The organism is Micrococcaceae bacterium Sec5.8 (assembly GCA_039636775.1).
Classification (GTDB): Bacteria; Actinomycetota; Actinomycetes; order Actinomycetales; family Micrococcaceae; genus Arthrobacter.
In genome coordinates, this window is record CP143429.1 from 845046 (window position 1) to 863347 (window position 18302).

Here is an 18302-nt window from a genome sequence, read left to right on the forward strand (position 1 = left end):
CGAAACTTCCCTGAGCGTTAGTCTGGCAGTATGCGCACTGATTTCGATCCCGCAACCACGTCCGCCCGTGATTTCTACCGGTTGCTCACCGCGGTGGTGGTTCCCCGGCCCATCGCCTGGGTTTCGAGTGTCTCGCCGGAGGGCGTCGACAACCTTGCCCCGCACTCGTTCTTCACCGTGGCGTCCACGAATCCTCCCATCGTGCAGTTCACCTCGGTGGGGGAGAAGGATTCGCTCCGCAACATTACCGAGTCCGGCGAAGTCGTGGTGAACCTCGCCCCGGCCGCGCTGCTGGAGGAGGTCAACGCCACCGGCACCAACTTTCCGCCCGATGTCAGTGAGTTCGACGCCGCCGGCCTCACCCGGGAGCCGAGCCTCACCGTGGGTGCGCCGCGGGTCAAGGAATCGCTGGCGGTGCTCGAATGCCGCCTCCATTCGGTCCTGCCGATGGGTGATTCCATCCTGGTTTTCGGCGAAGTGACGCACGCTGCGGTGAGTGACGCGGTTCTGGACGGCAGCCACCCTCGGATTGACCTGCTGGAGCCGCTGTCCCGGCTGGGCCTGGACGAGTGGGGCACGCTGGGCACGGTCCAGGACCTCAAACGGATCCACCTCAAGGACTGGCCGGGGCCTTTCCGCGCGAAGGCCTGAACGACTGGCCAGGACGCATCCCGGTCACCGGGCCGCGATGTGACCTGCCACGAACTCCGCGTCGTCGCCCACCACCGGCAGCGTGGCGGACAGGTGCTTGGTAAGCCAGGGGAGGCCCACGGCATAGAGGCCCGGGACATCGGTGACACCTCGACTGTGGCGCGGGTAGTTCCACTGGTCGAGCACGGGGATGTCGAGGAAGTTGAAGTCCAGGCCGTAACCGGTGCACCAAATGACCGAGGTGACACCTTCGGCCTCCAAGTTGAGCCGCGACCCCGATTCTGCGGGCAGCCAGTCATCTGCCGCCGGAGGTTCCGCGGCCGGTGCGTCGATGCCTGCGGCGTGAATGTAGGCGTCGGCCAGCCGCCCCAGCCGCGCACCGAACCCCGCCTCCACCAGGGCGAGGCGTGCCGGGAGGTCGTCACTGAAGACGAGTACGCCGTCGTCCGCTCCCTCAAACCGGCCGTGCAGCCGGACGCCCCGTCGGCCGAGATCCCGCAGATGGATGCTGTGGCCGCCACCGTTGCCGGAGATCAGCGGGTTGCACATAAAGCGCGCGGCGGGGGAGGGGAGCTGGTCCGCCTGGAGGCCGTTGATGCCGTACTCGGGGCCGTGGAGGTTGACCTGCAGAATCCAGTGGAAGACGTCCTGACCGCGGTACCGCCGCGGAGCCTCCGGGCAGGATGAGACGGACAGGTGCACCTCCCGGCCGGCGTCGAGCAGGTCCTCGGTGATCTGACCGCCGGACTGCCCGGTGCCCACCACCAGCACGGCGCCGCCGGGAAGCTGCTGTGGGTTGCGGTAGTCGTGGCTGTGCAGCTGGCGGATGTGCCCGGGTAGCCCGACGGCGGCTGGCGGGATCCGCGGGACCTGGAAGGCGCCGTTCGCGAGGACCACGTTCCGTGCCTGCCAGCGGCCTTGAGTGGTCTCCACCGTGAAGCGGCCGTCGGCGACGCCGACCCGGGTCACCTCCGTGCCGAGCCGCACCGGTGCTTCGATCCGTGCGGCGTAGTCGCGGAAGAGTGCGATCACCTCGTCGCGGGGGAGGAAGGCGTCCGGCTCGGGGCCGTCGTAGGTCATCCCCGGCAGCAGGAACGAGAAGTTCGGGGTGTTCAGGTAAAACGACTCCCAGCGGTCCTGCCAAGCGCCGCCCAGTTCCGGCCGCTGCTCCAGCAGATGATGTTCGACGCCGTGCCGGGTCAGCCAGTAGCTGGTGGCCAGGCCGGCCTGCCCCGCGCCCATCACCAGGGTGTCGACCTCGTGGACGGGGCGCTCGGCGGGGGAGGGCATGGCTACTTCTTTGCTGCCTTCACTTTTGGAGCTTTGGGGGCCTTGGGAGCCTTCGGCGGCAGTCCGGCCACGTGCTCGAAGGCCTTCTCCACCCAGGCCCGTGCCCGCGCCTGGTCGCCGTCGCCCTCGGCGTTCCAGATTTCCGGCAAGCCGGTGTATCCGCCCATGGGGCGCTCGGCGGGCCCGAACGGAACCGTCCGCTCCGTGCTTTCGAGCAGTTCTTTGTCCGCTTCGGCCAGCTTCACCCCGACAGTGGGGCCGAACAGGCCGGCGAACATGTTGCCGTTCACGAAGGCGCCGAGGTTTCCGAACATCGGCTTGATAACCACCGCGGGAATGTCCGGCAGCACCGAGCGGAAGTGGTCCTTGTCGGCGTCGGATGCTTTGGGCATTTCCACGGGGTACCTCCGGAAACTGCGGGTGCGGAACAGTTCTTTTTGCAGGATAACCCCGCGGCCGGACCAGGTATAGACGGAGTACAGACGGTGCCGGACCGAGCCCCGATTAAGCCCGAGGTTTAGCCTTCCGCAGCCGCCGCCAGCCGTTCGTCCAGGCCGCACCAGTCGGCGATGAACAGGGCAATGCTCTTGGTGATCCGGCGGACGGACTCGACGGAGACCCGCTCGTCGAAGCCGTGGATGGACTCCGACACCGGGCCGTACACCAGCGCGGGAGTGTCGGCGTAGAGGGCGAAGACCCGGCCGTCGAGGTAGCCCGGGGTGGTGAAGCTCTCCAGCTCGCCGCCGAAGACCTGTTCGTGGGTGCGGCCCAGCAGCGTTTCGGCGTCGCTGCCCGGTTCCAGCACGTAGCCCTCGGCGAAGAACCCGGTCTTGGTGCCGACCGCCTTGATGGGGTCCGGACCGGTGCCCAGCTGCGCCAGGCACTCCTGGAGTTCAGCCCAGGCGTCCTCGGCCGCGATCCCCGGATAGATGGCCGCCCGCACGTCGAACTCGCACCACGCCGGCACGCTGGAAGGCCAGTCCCCGCCGGCGATCCCGCCGAAGTTGAAGTTGATCGGGTGCTCCAGGTCTTCGAAGTGGCGGTGCTGTCCCCGCTCGGCGTTCCACTTCTCCTCCACCTCACGCAGCGCCGTCATCGCCGTGTACGCGGCGTCGATCGCGTTGAAGCCGGTGCCCATCTCGCGCGGGTGGGTGGGGTTGCCGGTGACCCTGACCTTGAACCAGAGCACACCCACGTTGGCGCGGACCAGCATGTCCTCTTCCGGTTCGGGAATGATGACCGCGTCGGCCTGGTAGCCGCGCATCAGGGCGGACAGGGAGCCGTTGCCCGTGCATTCCTCCTCGACGACGGACTGGAAGTGGATGCGCCCGGCCGGCTCGAACCCGGCGGCGCGCACGGCGTCGAACGCGAAGAGGTTCGCCGCGAGCCCCGCCTTCATGTCGCCTGCACCGCGGCCGTACATCCACCCGTCGATGACCGGGGCGTCCCAGGGGTAGCGGGACCAGTCTTCGGCCGGGCCCTCCGGAACGACGTCGATATGGCCGTTGAGGATCAGGGACCGGCCGCGCTCGGTGCCCGGGCGGTAGGTGCCCACCACGTTGGTCATCCCGTCATAGGACACCGTCACCGGGCCGAAGCCCTCGTGGACGGAGAGCTCCTGCGCGTCCAGCTCCCAGCGGTCCATGTCCAGGCCGCGGCCGGACATGGCGCCGAACATCAGGTCCTGGGCGCTGCCCTCCCGGGTCCGCAGCGACGGGTGCTTGACGAGGTCCTGGGTGAAGGACAACTGAGCGTCGAAGCCAGCGTCGACGGCGTCCAGGATGCGACGGGTTTGGTCGTCACTGAGCATGTTCGTCTCCTAACGGGCGGGGAGCCGTCCGCCGGACGGCTCCCCGCTGTTGATGGTTGAGCATTGGTGGGTGATAGCGCCTGGGCGCCGGGGACCGTCGGGCCCGCAGCCGGTCTCTAGGCGTCCGCGACGAGCTTCTTGTCCTGCACGCGCAGGCGCTCGCCGAAGAACCCGCCCACGGCGGTGAGCAGCGAGATGATCATCAGGATCAGGGCGGCGCCCCAGGACTGGTTGCCGGAGACGCCCAGCATGGCGGTGGCCAGCAGCGGCATGAACCCGCTGGTGGCGCCGGCGATGTTGTAGCCGAGGGCCACGCCGGAGTAGCGCAGCTTCGGCGGGAACAGTTCGGTCAGCAGGGCTCCGTTCACGGCGTACGCCACCGCGATGAGCATGATGCCGATGGTGATGGCCAGCGTGATCAGGAGCGGGGACTTGGTGTCGATCATGGCGAAGAGCGGGAACGCCGTGATGGCGCTGACGATGCCGCCCCACATGGTGACCTTGCCCGGGCCGATCTTCTCGGCCAGCCGGCCCATCAGGAAGGTGACGCCGATCTGGGCCACGGCGGCGACCAGGGTCGCGTTGACCATGACGTTGCGGTCCACCTTCAGGGTGTTCGCGCCGTAGCTGACCACGAAGGTGGTGATCATGTAGAAGCCGCCGACGCCGAGCAGGGCGGCGAGGATCGCTACCAGCAGGCGGCCGCCGGCGTGGCGGAATACATCCAGGGCCGGGACCTTGGAGGTTTCGCCCATGGCGAGCAGGTCCTTGAAGATGGGGGACTCCTCCACCTTAAGGCGGATCCAGAGTGCGACGCCGAGCATCGGGAATGCCAGCAGGAACGGGATGCGCCAGCCCCAGGCGTCAAACGCCTCGGACGGGAAGAGCAGGACCAGTGAGAAGGCGCCGGAGGCCAGCAGCGTCGCGACCGGCGACCCGACCTGGACTAGCGCCGCATACCGGCCGCGCTTTTCCACCGGGGCGTGTTCCACGGCCATGGTCACCGCGCCGCCCCACTCGCCACCGACGGCCAGGCCCTGGACCAGGCGCAGGACCGCCAGCAGGACCGGCGCGGCCAGGCCGATACTGCCGAAGTCAGGCAGCAGGCCGATCAGGGCGGTGGCGAGGCCGATCATCACGATGGTGATCAGCAGGGCCGGGCGGCGGCCGTACCGGTCACCGATGTAGCCGAAGATGACGGCGCCGATCGGACGGGCCGCGAAGCCGACGCCGAAGGTGGCGAAGGAGGCCAGCAGCGCCGCGGTGGGGTCCATGTTGGTGAAGAAGAGTCGGTTGAACACCAGCGCCGCGGCGGTGCCGAAGAGGTAGTAGTCGTACCACTCCAGCGCGGTTCCGACGAAAGCGGCGCGGGCAATTTTGCCCGCGTCCTTGCCGGAAATCACCGGAGGGGCACCTGCGGCGGGGGAGAGCGAGTTTGAGGTCGTCACTGCGTGGGCCCTTTCGAGCGGGGGGAGTTGTGCATCTCGGGTCCTTCGGCAGCCGGCAGGCGGGAGCCTGCGCGCTGCGGTGGTCCTTCGAGACTAGGCGAGTGATAAAGCCCTAAACAATGACAATATCCACCCACTTTTCGCTTCTTAATTGGGCTTTTTCACAAAATCACTCGACGACGTCGCTGTACCGGCTCAGCGCGATGAGGGCCCGGGCGGCCTGGGCCGGCACCGTGAGGTCCAGGCCGATCACCTCGTGCAGGCTGTGCAGGCGGTTCACCACGGTGTTGCGGTGGCAGAACAGCTCTTCGGAGGTTTCCTTGATGGAGCCGGTGCGTCCGTAGCTGCGTGCCACCTGCAGCAGGCGCTGGCGTTCCAGCGGCGTGCAGTTGTCCAGCGCCTGCCGGATCGGCGCCGAGAAGTCCGGAAATTTCCGCTCCAGAAGTCCGCCGGCGATGCCCATCCAGGTGTCCTCCATGGTGGCGAGGCCGGCGCCGCGGCGCTGGTGCTGGGCCAGCACCAGCGCCGAAGCGGCAGCCGCGGGGACCGCGGCCAGCCCCTCCACGCCGGGGACGTAGCCGGCCGGGAAGGGCGGAGCCTCCGCGGACCAGGTGCGCCCTTTGCGCTGTTGCCGGAAAAGGTACAGGACGCCGGCGTTCTCGTAGGCGTAGATGCGGTGGTCGGACTGGCGCTGCGCCTGCGCCACGGACTCCGCGGTGACCGCCAGCACTTCAAAGCTGCCGGCGGCCTGCACGCCGAGGGCGGCGGCCAGCTCGCGGACTTCGGCGGGGCCACCCAGGTCTGCGTTGAACAGCCGGGACAGCAGCCGCTGCCTGTAGAGCTGCTTGTTGCGGGCCAGCCGTGCTTCCTCCTCGGCGTAGGCCTGCTGGATGCTGCTCACGTAGCCCTCGACGGCGTCGAGGACTCGGTCCATGTTGGCCACCAGAACGCCGATTCCGGTGGTCCCCGCCACCCGTTCCAGCCCCTTCCAGAGAACCCGGAAGTCATTGCGGATCGCTTCGAGGAACGCGTCCAGGGGCACGCCCTGGCGGGCCCGGCGCGACGCCACCTCTCGCGGCAGCGCCTGCAGGTCGGCGGGAAGCGGCAGGCCCGCCATCTGAAAGAGGAACATGTCCATGGTGTCGGCCGCGGTCTGGTAAACGTCCTCCGGGGGAACCAGGGCGTCGCCGTAGGAAACAGCGGAGAACCGGGCGAGGAAGTCTTTGACCAGCAAGTCCCGGTCCCGCCAGAGGCTCTCCAGCAGCTCGGTCCATTCCGGTTCCATGGGCCGCCCGGGCCGGAAGTCGCGGGGAGCGGCCGCGGCGGGGCGGGCGTAGCCGCCGTCGTGTGTCGTCATGAGCTCATTTTATGCAAAAGCATAAATTTCGGCCAGAAAGCGGCGTTGGATGTCCATTGAGGGCAGCAATATTACAGCGTTGAATGGATCGGGAGCTTCACCTCCCGTATCAACCCGACCGCCCGAGCGGACCGGGACCCACAGCAAAGAGGATTCATGCCCGTTGATCTCCTGATCCGCAACGCCCACATCCTGACCCAGGATGCGTCCCGCCCCACCGCGACCAGCCTGCTCATCCACGACGGCAAAATCCTCGACGTGGAGCCGGACCCCGCCCTGGCCGGCTCCGCCGCACGGACCATCGACGCTGCCGGACTCACGGTTGTTCCCGGGTTCAACGATGTCCATGCGCACAGCGTGTGGTTCGGGCTGGGGCTGATGGAGGCCAATCTGGGAACGGTGCGCAGCCTGGCGGATGTGTACCGGATCATCGCCGACGCCGCGGACGGGCTGGCACCGGGCGACTGGGTGGTGGCTTCGGGCTTCAGCCCGCTGCTGATCGGCGGCCAGCAGCCGGACCGCGACCGGCTGGATGCAGCGGCCGGCGGGCGCCCGGTGTGGATCAAACACTCCTCCGGCCACGCCTGCACCCTCAATGGCGCGGCCCTGGATCTTGTCGCCGCGGGCGCCGACCTCAGCGCCCCGATCGACGGCGGCGCCGTCGTCGTCGATGACGACGGCATGCCCACCGGGCTGCTGGAGGAAAACGCGATGCGCCTGGTGCAGGACATCCTGCTGCCCTACCCGCTGGAGACGATCGAACGGGCCCTGGACCTGGCCACTTCGCATTACCTTTCCGAAGGCATCACCAGCGTCACGGACGCCGGAGTCGCCGGCGGTTGGATCGGCTATTCGCCCCGCGAGTTCGCGGCCTACCAGAACGCCCGCGACCGGGGCCTGCTCAGCGTCCGGATGCAACCGATGATGGTCATCGACGCCCTGCACGGAGTGCCCGGCCACGACGACGACCTGGCCTTCACGGGTCTGGACGGCGGCATCCGCACCGGGCTGGGCGACGACTGGCTCCGGCTGGGCCCGGTGAAGATCTTCAGCGACGGCTCGCTCCTGGGCAGCACTGCGTACATGACCGAGGACTATGTCGGCTGCTCCCACAACCACGGCTACCTGCAGATGGACGCGGAAAAGCTGCGCGAGTCGGCGCTGGGCGCTTACCGGGCCGGGTGGGCGGTCGCGATGCACGCCATCGGCGACCACGCGATCGACCATGCGATTGACATCATCACCGAGGCGCAGGACAGCTACGGCTCGAACAGCCAGCCCAACCGGATCGAGCACGGCGGCGTGGTCCGGCCGGACCAGCTGGACCGGATCGCCAAGGCCGGCATCGTGCTGGTCCCGCAGCCGCACTTCATCACCGAATTTGGCGACGGCATGGCCCGCCTGCTGGGTCCGAAGCGCACGGCGTGGTCCTATCCGGCCAAAAGCCTGCTGAGCCACGGGCTGGTGCTGCCGGGGAGCTCGGACCGTCCTGTCTCCAACGGCCGTCCGCTGGATGTGATGCAGTCGTTCGTGGAGCGGCTGACCCCCTCCGGCGCGGTCTACGGCCCGGAGGAACGAATCACGGCAGCCGAGGCGCTGGCCGCGTACACCACGGGTTCGGCCGCCGCGACCGGCACCGGGGACGTCAAGGGACGCCTGGCGGCCGGGTACCTGGCGGACCTGGTGTTCCTCGACCAGGACCCCACCGCCGTCGACCCGTCCCGCATCGGCGCCACCCAGGTCCTGGCCACCATGGTGGGCGGACAGGTCCGTTTCGGCGCAGACAATCTCCCGCCGCGGGCCCGCGGCGAAGACCTCGAGGCAGCAATGACAGGGAAGGAAACCCCATGAGCACCACCGACGAGCAGTTCCTTACAGATTTCGCGACCATGTCCGGGTTCGGCGCGACCTCCGGCGGCGGCGTCGACCGGCAGGCCGGCACCGCCGCCGACCACGCCACCCGGTCCTGGTTCAGCCAGTGGCTGGCGCAGCACGGCTATACCGAAACGGTGGACGAGGCAGGCAACCAGTTCGGCACCCTGGAGCTGGTGCCCGGCGCCCCGTACGTGCTGGTCGGCTCGCACCTGGACTCCCAGCCGTTGGCCGGCCGGTACGACGGCGCCTACGGCGTGCTCGCCGCGGCCCACGCAGGCAGCCGCGTCGCCGCCGAGGCCCGGACCGGGAACCTGGACCCCGCCTACAACCTCGCCGTGGTGAACTGGTTCAACGAGGAAGGCAGCCGGTTCGCGCCCAGCATGATGGGCAGCGGCGTCTTCACCGGAAAGCTGACGCTGCGCGACGCCCTCGCGACGGCGGACCCCGCGGGCACGACCGTCGCCGAGGCCCTGGCCGCCGGGCACCGCGACGCCGACGCCGACGCCCCGGTCCTGGCCCAGGTGGCCCGCTACGCCGAAATCCACATCGAGCAGGGCCGGGAGCTGGAGGAGAGCGGCACACACGTGGGCATCGTGGACCGAACCTGGGCCGCGAGCAAGTACCGGGTGACCGTGGACGGGGCGCAGTCGCATACCGGCGCGACCCGGATGGAGGACCGCCGTGACGCGCTCTACGGGGCCGCGCTGGTCATCGCCGCCGCCCGGGAACTGGCCGCGGAATTCGAACCCGGGCTGCTGCACACTTCGGTGTCCGAACTGTTCGTCCTGCCGAACTCGCCGGTGACGATCGCCCGGCAGGTCCTGATGAACCTGGATCTCCGCTCCCCGGACGAGTCCGTGCTGACCCTCGCGATGGAGCGGCTAAGCAAGCGGATCATCGACGCCGAGACCGATTCCCGCACGGACATCCGCCTCACGCTCACACACAACTGGGGGTTGCTGTCCTACCAGCCCGGCGGAGTGGCGCTTGGCAAGGCCAGTGCGGACAGCCTGGGCTACACCCACAAAGAGGTCATGACTGTCGCCGGGCACGATTCGACCAACCTGAAGGACGTCGTCCCGACCGTGATGCTGTTCGTCCCCAGCGTCGAGGGCATCTCCCACAACGAGGCCGAATTCACCCGCGACGAGGACGCGCTGCGCGGCGTGGAACTGCTCACAGACGTCACCCGCCGGCTGGTGCGCGGCGAATTGGAAGAGAGCTAGCCGGGCACCGGTGAAAACCTAGCGGGCGGGAACGCCGTCAGCGGCCGCCGACCCCGGCCCTGACGCCGGCCGTCTCCTCCTTATCCGCCAGCGTTGCCCGGGCGTCCGTCCGGTACCGCCGGTGGCCGACGCCCGCTACAGCAGAAGCAATCAGCGCAGCAACGCCCAGCCCCATCCAGAGCCCCACGTGCAGGGCCGCGGACCCGGCCAGGGCGCCCAGCAGGATCAGCACAATGGCCAGCGCCCGGCGGACCCAGTGGACGCCGGTGCCGCCGGCGAGGCGGGAGTCGGCGGCGAGTCCGGTGATGGTGGAGGTGACCACCACCGTGGTGATCTCGGCGACCTTGAGTTTCTTCGCCGTCGCGGCCTGGATCCCCATCAGCAGGGCCATCCCCGAGGTGGTGATGCTGCCGTAGAGCTCCTCGGCGTGCACCGGCGCCAGCGCCACAAACACCGTCAGGGCCCAGAGGCCCAGGGCCACCGTGAGGAAGTTCGTGGAAGTCCGGTGTGACCAGCCCTCACCCGAGCGCCGCAGCACCCGTCCCGCCAGGGCGGCGCCCAGCATGAAGAAGGCCAGTGCCAGGGCCGGCCGCAGGACCGGCAGGCCGGTGCCGCCCACCACGGCCATGCCCAGCAGCACCACGTTGCCGGTCATATTGCCGGTAAACACCCGGTCCAGGCCGAGATAGCCCACCGCATCCACCACGCCGGTGGAGAACGTGAGCATCAGCATCAGGACCAGGTGGAGGCGGGCGGTGCCGCCGGAAAACTTGGGTTTCACAGAAATATCTCCGATACATGCTTGAAACAAAAGTATACGAATGTAGGATCCATACACAGATTGTATTCAATACCGTAGTCGTCTTCGACCCGATGATTTGGATCCGTATGTCACCCTTGTTCCGTTCCACCGCCCCGCCGGCCACCGGCCGGCGTCACGCCCGGACTGCCGCCCTGTTCGGCGGCGTGGCCCTCGTGGCCGTTGCCGCCACGGGCTGCCAGCCGATCCAGCCGCTGCCCGAAGCCGTCAACCGCACGGACGTCATGTCCGCCCCCATCGGCACCCAGCAGATCAAGGAGGGCGGGAACCTGGTGATGGCGCTCTCCGCCGAGCCGGACCGCCTCGACCCGACAACGTCGTCGTCCCTCTACACTCGCTACGTCATGCAGACGATGTGCCAGAAGCTCTACGACATCGATGACCAGGGCGAGATCGTCCCGCAGCTGGCCACCGCGCTGCCCGAGGTCAGCGCGGACGGCCTGGCCGTCACCATTCCGGTCCGCACCGGCGCCACCTTCGCCGACGGCACCCCGTTCAACGCCGACGCCGCCCGGCTGACGATCGAGCGCGGCCTCACCCTGAAAGGCTCGGCCCGGAAAAGCGAACTGGGACCCATCGCCAGCGTGGAGACCCTGGACGAGACCACGCTGCGGATCAATTACAAGAAGCCCTTCGCCCCGATCACCGCCGCGCTCGCGGACCGGGCCGGCATGGTGCTCTCACCCAAAGCCGTGGCCGACGCCGGTGCCTCCTTCGGCGACCACCCCGTCTGTGTGGGTCCCTTCAAATTCGCCGAACGGGTGCCGCAGACCTCCATCAAGGTTGAACGCGACCCGCTCTACTACGACGCCACGAACGTCCACCTGGACACCATCACCTACCGGATCATGACGGACTCGAACATCCGGGCCGCCAACCTGCGCTCCGGCGACGTCCAGGTGGCCGACTCCATCTCCCCGCAGGACGTGGACGCCCTCTCCAAGGAAGACGACGTCGGCGTCCTCCAGGTGGGGTCCCTCGGTTACCAGGGACTGACCCTGAACCTGGGCAACACCGACGGCGTCGGCAAACCACCGGGGGAGATCGACACCGCCCTGGCCAAGGACGCCAAGGTCCGGATCGCCCTCTCCATGTCCGTGGACCGGGCAGCCCTGGTGAACACCGTCTTCAACAACTGGTACGAACCGGCCTGCTCACCGATTGCGCCCTCCAGCCCCTTCGCCACGGACCTCAGCAGGGCCTGCCCGGAATTCAACCCGGAAAAGGCCAAAGCCCTCCTCCAGGAAGCCGGGGTACAGACCCCGTACCCGGTGGAACTGCAGGTCAGCAACTCACCGGACACGCTGCGCTACGCCCAGGCCCTGCAGGCAGCGGTGGCGGACGCCGGCTTCGCCCTGACCATCCGGCCCGTGGAATACTCCACGCTGCTGGACGTCCAGACCCGCGGCGACTTCGCGGCCCTCCAGCTGGGCTGGTCCGGCCGCGTGGATCCACACGGGAACATGTTCAACTTCCTCGCCACCGGCGCCGGCAACAACTACTCCGGCTACAGCAACCCGGCGGTGGACAAGCTCCTCGCCGCGGCCTCCGGCGCAACGGACCAGGCAGCCCGCGCGGAGCTCTACGGCCAGGTGGTGCAGCAGGTGCAGGCGGACAATCCCGTGATCTACCTCTACCGCGTCCGCAGCCTCACGGCCTACAGCACCGGGGTGGCCGGCATCGACACCTTCGCCGACGGCGTGGTCCACCTCAGCAACGCAGCCTTCGTGACGAAGAAGTAAGGACCTCCCATGACCCGCTATCTCTGGACCCGACTCTGGCAGTCCCTGGTCACCCTGGTCCTGGCCTCCCTGGTGATTTTCATCGGCATCCGGCAACTCCCCGGCGATCCCGCGATCGCCATGGCCGGGGAGGAGGCCAGCCCGGAACAGCTCGAGGCCGTCCGCTCCCAGCTGGGCCTGGACCAGCCCCTCCCGGCCCAGTACTTCAGCTTCATCGGCCGGCTCCTGCACGGGGACCTGGGCCAGTCCACCCGCACCGGCACCCCGGTCACGGACCTGATCGCCACCACGCTGCCCGTCACCCTCTGGCTCTCCGCCTACGCGATCGTGCTCGCCGTCGTCGCCGGCATCCTCCTGGGCGTCATCTCCGAACGGTTCCGCGGCCGCTGGCCCGAATGGGTCTCCAACGCCGTCGCCCTGGTGGGACTCTCGGTCCCGAGCTTCTGGCTGGGCCTGCTCGCCATCCTCTACCTCGCCGTCAACCTCGGCTGGTTCCCCGCCTCCGGGTACGTGAACGTCCTGGAGGACCCGGTGCGGGGCCTGTACTACCTGACACTGCCGGCCATCATCCTGGGCACCGCGCTGGCCGCGGTGATTCTCCGGCAGACCCGCGCGTCCATGATCGAGACCATGAGCACCGACTACGTCCGGACCGCCAACGCCAAGGGCCTCAGCGGCGGCCGGGTGCTGTTCCGCTACGGGCTGCGCAACTCCCTGATTGTGGTGGTCACCATTGTGGGCCTGCAGCTGGGCGGGCTGATCTCCGGAGCCGTGGTCACGGAACGGATCTTCGCGCTGCCGGGCTTCGGCAAGCTCACCCTCGACGCCGTGTTCACCCGCGACTATCCCGTCATCCAGGCCGTGGTGCTCATCATTACCGTGAGCTACATCGTGATCAACCTCGCGGTGGACATCCTGTACTCGGTCATCAATCCGAAAATCCGAGTGGGAGTCAACTAAATGGCCATCACCGAAATCCGCCCCGCAGCGCTGGACTCAGCAGGACTGGGCTCCGCCCGCGGCCGCATCTGGAAATCCCTGCGCCGCAACCCGCTGGGCCTCACCGGCGGCATCATGCTGGCCCTGGTGCTCATCGTGGCGCTCTTCGCGCCGCTCATTGCCCCCTACGATCCCGCGCAGGTGCACTTCAACACACCGTTCCAGAAGCCCGGCACCGTCGGGTTCCTGCTCGGCACCGACGACCTGGGCCGGGACATCTTCTCCCGCCTGGTGTTCGGCGTCCGCGCCTCACTGATCGTCGGCGTGCTCTCCGTCCTGCTCTCGGTCCTGGTGGGCGCCCCGCTGGGCCTGCTGGCGGGCTACTGGAAATGGCTGGACGTCATCATCTCCCGCCTCACCGACGTGACACTGGCCTTCCCGTTCCTGATCATCGCCGTGGGCCTGGTGGCCATCAGCGGCCCCAGCCTGGCCAACGCGGCAGTGGCCCTGGGCATCGCCCACATCCCGGCCATGATCCGGGTGGTCCGCGGCGAAACCCTGCGGATCAAGGAAAGCGACTTTGTGCTGGCCGCCAAGACCATGGACGCCTCCGGCGGGCGGATCATCTTCCAGCACGTGCTGCCCAACACGGCGTCGGCCCTGATTGTGCAGGCTACGGTGATCATGCCGGTCGCCGTGATCGGTGAGGCCCTGCTGTCCTTCCTGGGCCTGGGCATCCAGCCACCCTCACCCAGCCTGGGCATCATGCTCTCCGACGCCCAGCAGTACATCTTCCGCTCACCCACCGCAGCGATCATCCCCGGCATCGGCATCGCCGTCATCTGCCTGGCCTTCAACCTCTTCGGGGACGCCCTGCGCGACGCCCTGGACCCCACAGCCTCCAGCCGAAAGTAGCCCCATGACGTACACCACCCCCGACTCCTTCACCACCCGCCCCACCCTGCAGGGCACCTTCGGAATGACCGCCTCCACCCACTGGCTCGCGACGGCGTCCGCCCAGGCCGTGCTGGAACGCGGCGGCAACGCCTTCGACGCCGCCGTCGCCGGAGCCTTCGTCCTGCACGTCGTGGAACCGCACCTGAACGGCCCGGGCGGGGACATGACCGGCGTCTTCGTCACCGCCGGCGCCCCCGCCGAACCCGTCGTGCTGATGGGCCAGGGCCCGGCACCGGCCGCGGCGACCCGGGAACACTACCTGGCCGAAGGCCTGGAACTGGTGCCCGGCGCCGGCGGGCTGGCCGCCGCCGTCCCCGCCGCCGTCGACGCCTGGCTTCTCCTGCTCCGGGACCACGGCACCTGGGAACTGTCCGAGGTCCTGGCCTTCGCGATCGGGTACGCCCGGGACGGCCACCCGGTCCTGGACCGGGTAGGCAGCACCATCGCCTCCGTCAAGGACCTCTTCACCGAACACTGGCCGACGTCGGCCGCCCTCTGGATGCCGGAGGGCAGGATCCCGGCCGGCGGCGACCTGGTCACCAACGGCGCCTACGCCGATGTCCTGGACCGGCTGGTCGCCGCCGGCGGGTCCGCGGACGACGGCGGTGCCGGGTCCCGGGAATCCCGGATCGACGCCGCCCGGCGCGAATGGAGCGAAGGCTTCGTGGCGAAGGCCGCGGTGGAATTCCTGGCCACCCCGCACCGCCACTCCTCCGGCACGGACCACGCCGCGGTCATCACCGAGGCGGACTTCGCGGCCTGCAGCGCCTCCTACGACACCGCCACCACGCTGGAATTCCGCGGCCACACCATCGCCAAGACCGGCCCCTGGGGCCAGGGCCCGGCCCTGCTGCAGACCCTGGCCATCCTGGACGGCTACCCGGACGAGTACCTCGACCCCTCCACCGCCCTCGGCGCGCACACCATCCTGGAAGCGCAGAAGCTCGCCATCGCCGACCGCGAGGCGTACTACGGGGACGCCGCCGTGCCTCTGGATTACCTGCTGAGTCCGGAGTACGCCGCGGCCCGCCGCGAACTGATCACGGACCAGGCCTCGCACGAGTTCCGCCCGGGCACCGTCCCCGGCCACGAGCCGTTCGTGCCGCCGCTGCGCACCGAATACCTGCCGCCGTCGCACCCGGGCAAAGGCGAACCACTGTTTGCCGGCGTCGGCGAACCCACGGTCATGCCCACCGGGGAAACCCGCGGCGACACCTGCCACATCGATGTGGTGGACCGGTGGGGCAACATGATCTCAGCGACCCCCTCCGGCGGCTGGCTGCAGTCCTCGCCCGCCATCCCCGAGCTGGGTTTCTGCCTCGGCTCCCGGCTGCAGATGACCTGGCTCGAAGACGGCGCACCCTCCACCCTCACCGCGGGCAAGCGTCCGCGGACCACCCTGACCCCCACCCTGGTCCTCAAGGACGGCAAACCGGTCACCGCACTTGGTTCGCCGGGCGGGGACCAGCAGGACCAGTGGCAGCTGCTCTACCTGCTCCGGACCCTGGTGGGCGGGTACTCGCCGCAGGAAGCCGTGGACGCCCCAGCGCTGCACACCACCTCCATCCCGGGATCCTTCTGGCCCCGGACCTGGACGCCCGGCGGCGCCGTCGTCGAGGACCGTCTCGGCGAGGACGTCATTGATGAGCTGGAACGCCGCGGCCACGTGGTGACCCGCGCCGGAGACTGGGCCCTGGGCCGGCTCTCCTGCGTGGTCTCCGATCCCGAAACCGGCGTGCTGAAGGCCGCCGCCAACCCCCGAGGAGCCCAGGGCTATGCAGCAGGACGCTAACAACCAGGACACACCTCTGCTCTCCGTCCGGAACCTGGAGGTCAGCTATGGCGGGACGTCCGTGCTGGAGAGCGTCAGCTTTGACCTTAAAAAGGGCGAGCGGGTGGCGATCGTGGGCCAGTCCGGGTCCGGTAAATCCACCGTGATCGGCGCCATCCTGGGTCTGCTCCCGGGCAGCGGCCGGATCTCCCGGGGCTCCATCCTGCTCGAGGACACGGATCTGGCGGATCTGAGCGGAAAGCAGATGCGCGGGATCCGCGGCACCCGGATCGGCCTGGTGCCGCAGGATCCGATGTCCAACCTGAACCCCGCCATGAAGGTCGGCGCGCAGGTGGCGGACGCCCTCGTCAGCAACGGCCTGCGCGGCCGTGCGGCGGTGAAGCAGCGCGCCGTCGAACTCATGGCCGAAGCCGGGATTCCCGACGCCGGACGCCGGTACGGGCAGTACCCGCACGAATTCTCGGGCGGGATGCGCCAGCGGGTGCTGATCGCAATCGCGCTTGCCGGTGAACCGGACCTGCTGATCGCCGACGAACCGACGTCGGCGCTGGACGTCACCGTGCAGCGGCAGATCCTGAACCACCTGCAGACCCTGGTGGACGCCCGCGGCACCTCGCTGCTCTTCGTCACCCACGACCTCGGGCTGGCCGCGGACCGCACGGACCGGATCATTGTGATGGCGGACGGCCGGATCGTGGAGACGGGCACGCCGGAGGAAATCCTGTTCGACCCGCAGGAGGATTACACCGCGCGCCTGGTTGCCGCGGCACCGTCGGCCAGCCTGCTCCCCGGCGCCGGGCTGACCGCGGACCCACTGGCCAGCAGGGCACCCGAACCGGTGCTGACGGTGAGGAACCTGTCCAAGGTCTTCAAACTGCGCGGCCAGCGCGGCGGGGTGATCCAGGCGGTGGACGACGTCTCCTTCAGCGTCGAACGCGGCACCACCACCGCCGTCGTCGGCGAATCGGGCTCGGGCAAGAGCACGCTGGCGCGGATTGTGCTGGGACTGGAAACCGCCTCCGGGGGAGAGGCGCTCATCAACGGCGGCAGCCTCGCCACCACCAACGTCCGTGAGCGGCGGGCCCTGCGCCGGATCGTTCAGCCGGTGTTCCAGGACCCCTACGGATCCCTGGACCCGACGTACTCGATTGAACGGTTGATTGATGAGCCGCTGCGGATCTTCGGCGTCGGGAACAAGGAAAGCCGGCGCCGGCGGGTGGGCGAACTCCTGGACCAGGTGGCCCTGCCGCGCACGGTGGCCCAGCGCCGGCCCAACGAACTCTCCGGCGGCCAGCGCCAGCGCGTGGCGATCGCCCGGGCGCTGGCACTGGAACCCGACGTTCTCATCTGCGACGAGGCCGTCTCGGCCCTCGATGTGCTGGTGCAGGAACAGATCCTGGATCTGCTGGGGGAACTGCAGGATAGGCTGGGCCTGAGCTACCTGTTCATCACCCATGATCTGGCCGTCGTCCGCCAGATCGCACACAATGTGGTGGTCATGAAATCCGGAAAAGTGGTGGAATCGGGCAGCGTGGACCAGGTCTTCCTGGCTCCGGCCGCCGACTACACCCGAGAACTACTTGGAGCCATTCCTGGTGCAGCATTCGCTAGATAGCGCGGACACCGCCCCCCGCCAGCGCGTCCAGGACGAGATCCGCCGCGACATCATTTTCGGGATCCTCCCGGCGGGCAGCCGCATCACCGAAACGGCGCTGGCGCACAAGTACGGGATCTCCCGGGTGCCGGTCCGGGAGGCCCTGCGCGCCCTGGAAGTTGAGGGCTTCGTGGAATCCAAGCCCTTCGCCGGGTCCACGGTGTCCGCCATCCCGGTCGATGACGCGGACGATCTCTTCGCAATCCGGGAAGCCCTGGAAGCAGCCACCGCGCGGCGGGCCGCCCGGAACGCGGCCGCGCAGTTTGCCGCCGGCGGCCCGGACCCGGCGTGGTGGAAGACCCGCAAGGACCTGGCTGTCCTGCTGGAAGAGGGGGACAAAGCGGTGGCCGACGGGCGGATTGATCTGTTGCCCGAGCTCAACATCCGCTTCCACCTCGGGATCGCGGACCTGAGCCGCAGTTCATCCCTGACGGCGCTGCTCCGCCAGATTTCGGGGAAAATCGAATGGCTGTACGCCTCCGACGTCGACAACCGGGGGAAGAGTTCCTGGAGCGAACACCGCGCCATCATGGCGGCGATTGATGCGGGGAACGTGCTGGAGGCCGAGCAGGGCATGGCCGCGCATGTCCACAGCTCGAGGCTGGGCTACCTGACCCGGTTCTCACCCGGCGGGCCGCCCTCAGCGTAGCCGGGCCCGCCGACGCTGTGGCGTCCCGGGAGTGGACGCCGACGCCCACCCAGAAGGCGAGTTCCCCGCCGTCGTGGATCTTTTCGCCGTCG

The 18302-nt window shown here is 68.8% G+C and carries 15 protein-coding genes; 9 read left to right on the forward strand and 6 right to left on the reverse strand.

All coding sequences use genetic code 11. From position 1 onward, the window contains the following. Positions 1-30: 30 nt before the first annotated feature. The gene (locus VUN84_03945) at positions 31-651 is read left to right on the forward strand and encodes a flavin reductase family protein (protein ID XAS64836.1); all 621 of its coding nucleotides are present in this window, start codon (positions 31-33) and stop codon (positions 649-651) included. A 24-nt stretch (positions 652-675) separates the two neighbouring features. Here VUN84_03945 and VUN84_03950 read toward each other — a convergent pair whose 3' ends face one another. From VUN84_03950 to VUN84_03970, 5 genes are all read right to left on the reverse strand, one after another. Further along, positions 676-1941: an NAD(P)/FAD-dependent oxidoreductase gene (locus VUN84_03950; protein XAS64837.1), complete on the reverse strand. Its 1266-nt coding sequence runs from the start codon at positions 1939-1941 to the stop codon at positions 676-678. 2 nt (positions 1942-1943) lie between these two features. Then, entirely contained in the window at positions 1944-2339 is a 396-nt protein-coding gene (locus VUN84_03955) for a TfoX/Sxy family protein (GenBank protein XAS64838.1), read from the reverse strand. A gap of 119 nt (positions 2340-2458) precedes the next feature. Next, on the reverse strand, positions 2459-3751 hold the full coding sequence (locus VUN84_03960) for an ArgE/DapE family deacylase (protein ID XAS64839.1): 1293 nt from the start codon (positions 3749-3751) through the stop codon (positions 2459-2461). Between the two features lie 116 nt (positions 3752-3867). After that, positions 3868-5199, reverse strand: a complete 1332-nt coding sequence (locus tag VUN84_03965; GenBank protein XAS64840.1) for an MFS transporter — start codon at positions 5197-5199, stop codon at positions 3868-3870. 169 nt (positions 5200-5368) lie between these two features. Beyond that, positions 5369-6556 (reverse strand): helix-turn-helix domain-containing protein, encoded by a 1188-nt coding sequence (locus tag VUN84_03970; protein XAS64841.1) that lies wholly within the window; start codon positions 6554-6556, stop codon positions 5369-5371. A gap of 156 nt (positions 6557-6712) precedes the next feature. Between VUN84_03970 and VUN84_03975 the strand changes: the two genes are divergently transcribed. Continuing rightward, positions 6713-8407 (forward strand): amidohydrolase, encoded by a 1695-nt coding sequence (locus tag VUN84_03975; protein XAS64842.1) that lies wholly within the window; start codon positions 6713-6715, stop codon positions 8405-8407. After that, a complete protein-coding gene (locus VUN84_03980; protein ID XAS64843.1) occupies positions 8404-9657 on the forward strand; it encodes a M20 family metallo-hydrolase in 1254 nt (417 codons plus the stop codon). Before VUN84_03975 ends, VUN84_03980 begins: the two co-directional genes overlap by 4 nt. 37 nt (positions 9658-9694) lie before the next feature. On the opposite strand, the gene VUN84_03985 is transcribed toward VUN84_03980, so the two are convergent. Then, complete coding sequence (locus VUN84_03985) at positions 9695-10438, reverse strand: YoaK family protein (protein ID XAS64844.1); 744 nt, start codon at positions 10436-10438, stop codon at positions 9695-9697. A 107-nt stretch (positions 10439-10545) separates the two neighbouring features. On the opposite strand from VUN84_03985, the gene VUN84_03990 reads away from it, so the two are divergent. From VUN84_03990 to VUN84_04015, 6 genes are read left to right on the forward strand one after another with little or no spacing between them, the layout of a single operon-like run. Further along, a complete protein-coding gene (locus VUN84_03990; GenBank protein XAS64845.1) occupies positions 10546-12219 on the forward strand; it encodes an ABC transporter substrate-binding protein in 1674 nt (557 codons plus the stop codon). 9 nt (positions 12220-12228) lie between these two features. Then, entirely contained in the window at positions 12229-13179 is a 951-nt protein-coding gene (locus VUN84_03995) for an ABC transporter permease (GenBank protein ID XAS64846.1), read from the forward strand. Beyond that, positions 13180-14073 carry an ABC transporter permease gene (locus tag VUN84_04000; protein XAS64847.1) on the forward strand — a complete coding sequence of 298 codons (894 nt, stop codon included), beginning with the start codon at positions 13180-13182 and terminating at the stop codon, positions 14071-14073. It begins immediately after the preceding gene. 4 nt (positions 14074-14077) lie between these two features. Then, on the forward strand, positions 14078-15907 hold the full coding sequence (locus tag VUN84_04005) for a gamma-glutamyltransferase (protein ID XAS64848.1): 1830 nt from the start codon (positions 14078-14080) through the stop codon (positions 15905-15907). Beyond that, positions 15891-17522: an ABC transporter ATP-binding protein gene (locus VUN84_04010; GenBank protein XAS64849.1), complete on the forward strand. Its 1632-nt coding sequence runs from the start codon at positions 15891-15893 to the stop codon at positions 17520-17522. The genes VUN84_04005 and VUN84_04010 overlap by 17 nt, the downstream gene beginning before the upstream one ends. Next, a complete protein-coding gene (locus VUN84_04015) occupies positions 17503-18210 on the forward strand; it encodes a GntR family transcriptional regulator (GenBank protein XAS64850.1) in 708 nt (235 codons plus the stop codon). Before VUN84_04010 ends, VUN84_04015 begins: the two co-directional genes overlap by 20 nt. Positions 18211-18302: the final 92 nt, after the last annotated feature.

What these genes read in the sequence shown, in the direction of transcription:
- VUN84_03960 (XAS64839.1), bottom strand. Translation starts at nt 3,751, where the DNA reads ATGCTCAGTGACGACCAAACCCGTCGCATCCTGGACGCCGTCGACGCT.
- VUN84_03990 (XAS64845.1), top strand. Translation starts at nt 10,546, where the DNA reads ATGTCACCCTTGTTCCGTTCCACCGCCCCGCCGGCCACCGGCCGGCGT.
- VUN84_03945 (XAS64836.1), top strand. Translation starts at nt 31, where the DNA reads ATGCGCACTGATTTCGATCCCGCAACCACGTCCGCCCGTGATTTCTAC.
- VUN84_04010 (XAS64849.1), top strand. Translation starts at nt 15,891, where the DNA reads ATGCAGCAGGACGCTAACAACCAGGACACACCTCTGCTCTCCGTCCGG.
- VUN84_03975 (XAS64842.1), top strand. Translation starts at nt 6,713, where the DNA reads ATGCCCGTTGATCTCCTGATCCGCAACGCCCACATCCTGACCCAGGAT.
- VUN84_04000 (XAS64847.1), top strand. Translation starts at nt 13,180, where the DNA reads ATGGCCATCACCGAAATCCGCCCCGCAGCGCTGGACTCAGCAGGACTG.
- VUN84_03950 (XAS64837.1), bottom strand. Translation starts at nt 1,941, where the DNA reads ATGCCCTCCCCCGCCGAGCGCCCCGTCCACGAGGTCGACACCCTGGTG.
- VUN84_03980 (XAS64843.1), top strand. Translation starts at nt 8,404, where the DNA reads ATGAGCACCACCGACGAGCAGTTCCTTACAGATTTCGCGACCATGTCC.
- VUN84_04005 (XAS64848.1), top strand. Translation starts at nt 14,078, where the DNA reads ATGACGTACACCACCCCCGACTCCTTCACCACCCGCCCCACCCTGCAG.
- VUN84_03970 (XAS64841.1), bottom strand. Translation starts at nt 6,556, where the DNA reads ATGACGACACACGACGGCGGCTACGCCCGCCCCGCCGCGGCCGCTCCC.
- VUN84_03995 (XAS64846.1), top strand. Translation starts at nt 12,229, where the DNA reads ATGACCCGCTATCTCTGGACCCGACTCTGGCAGTCCCTGGTCACCCTG.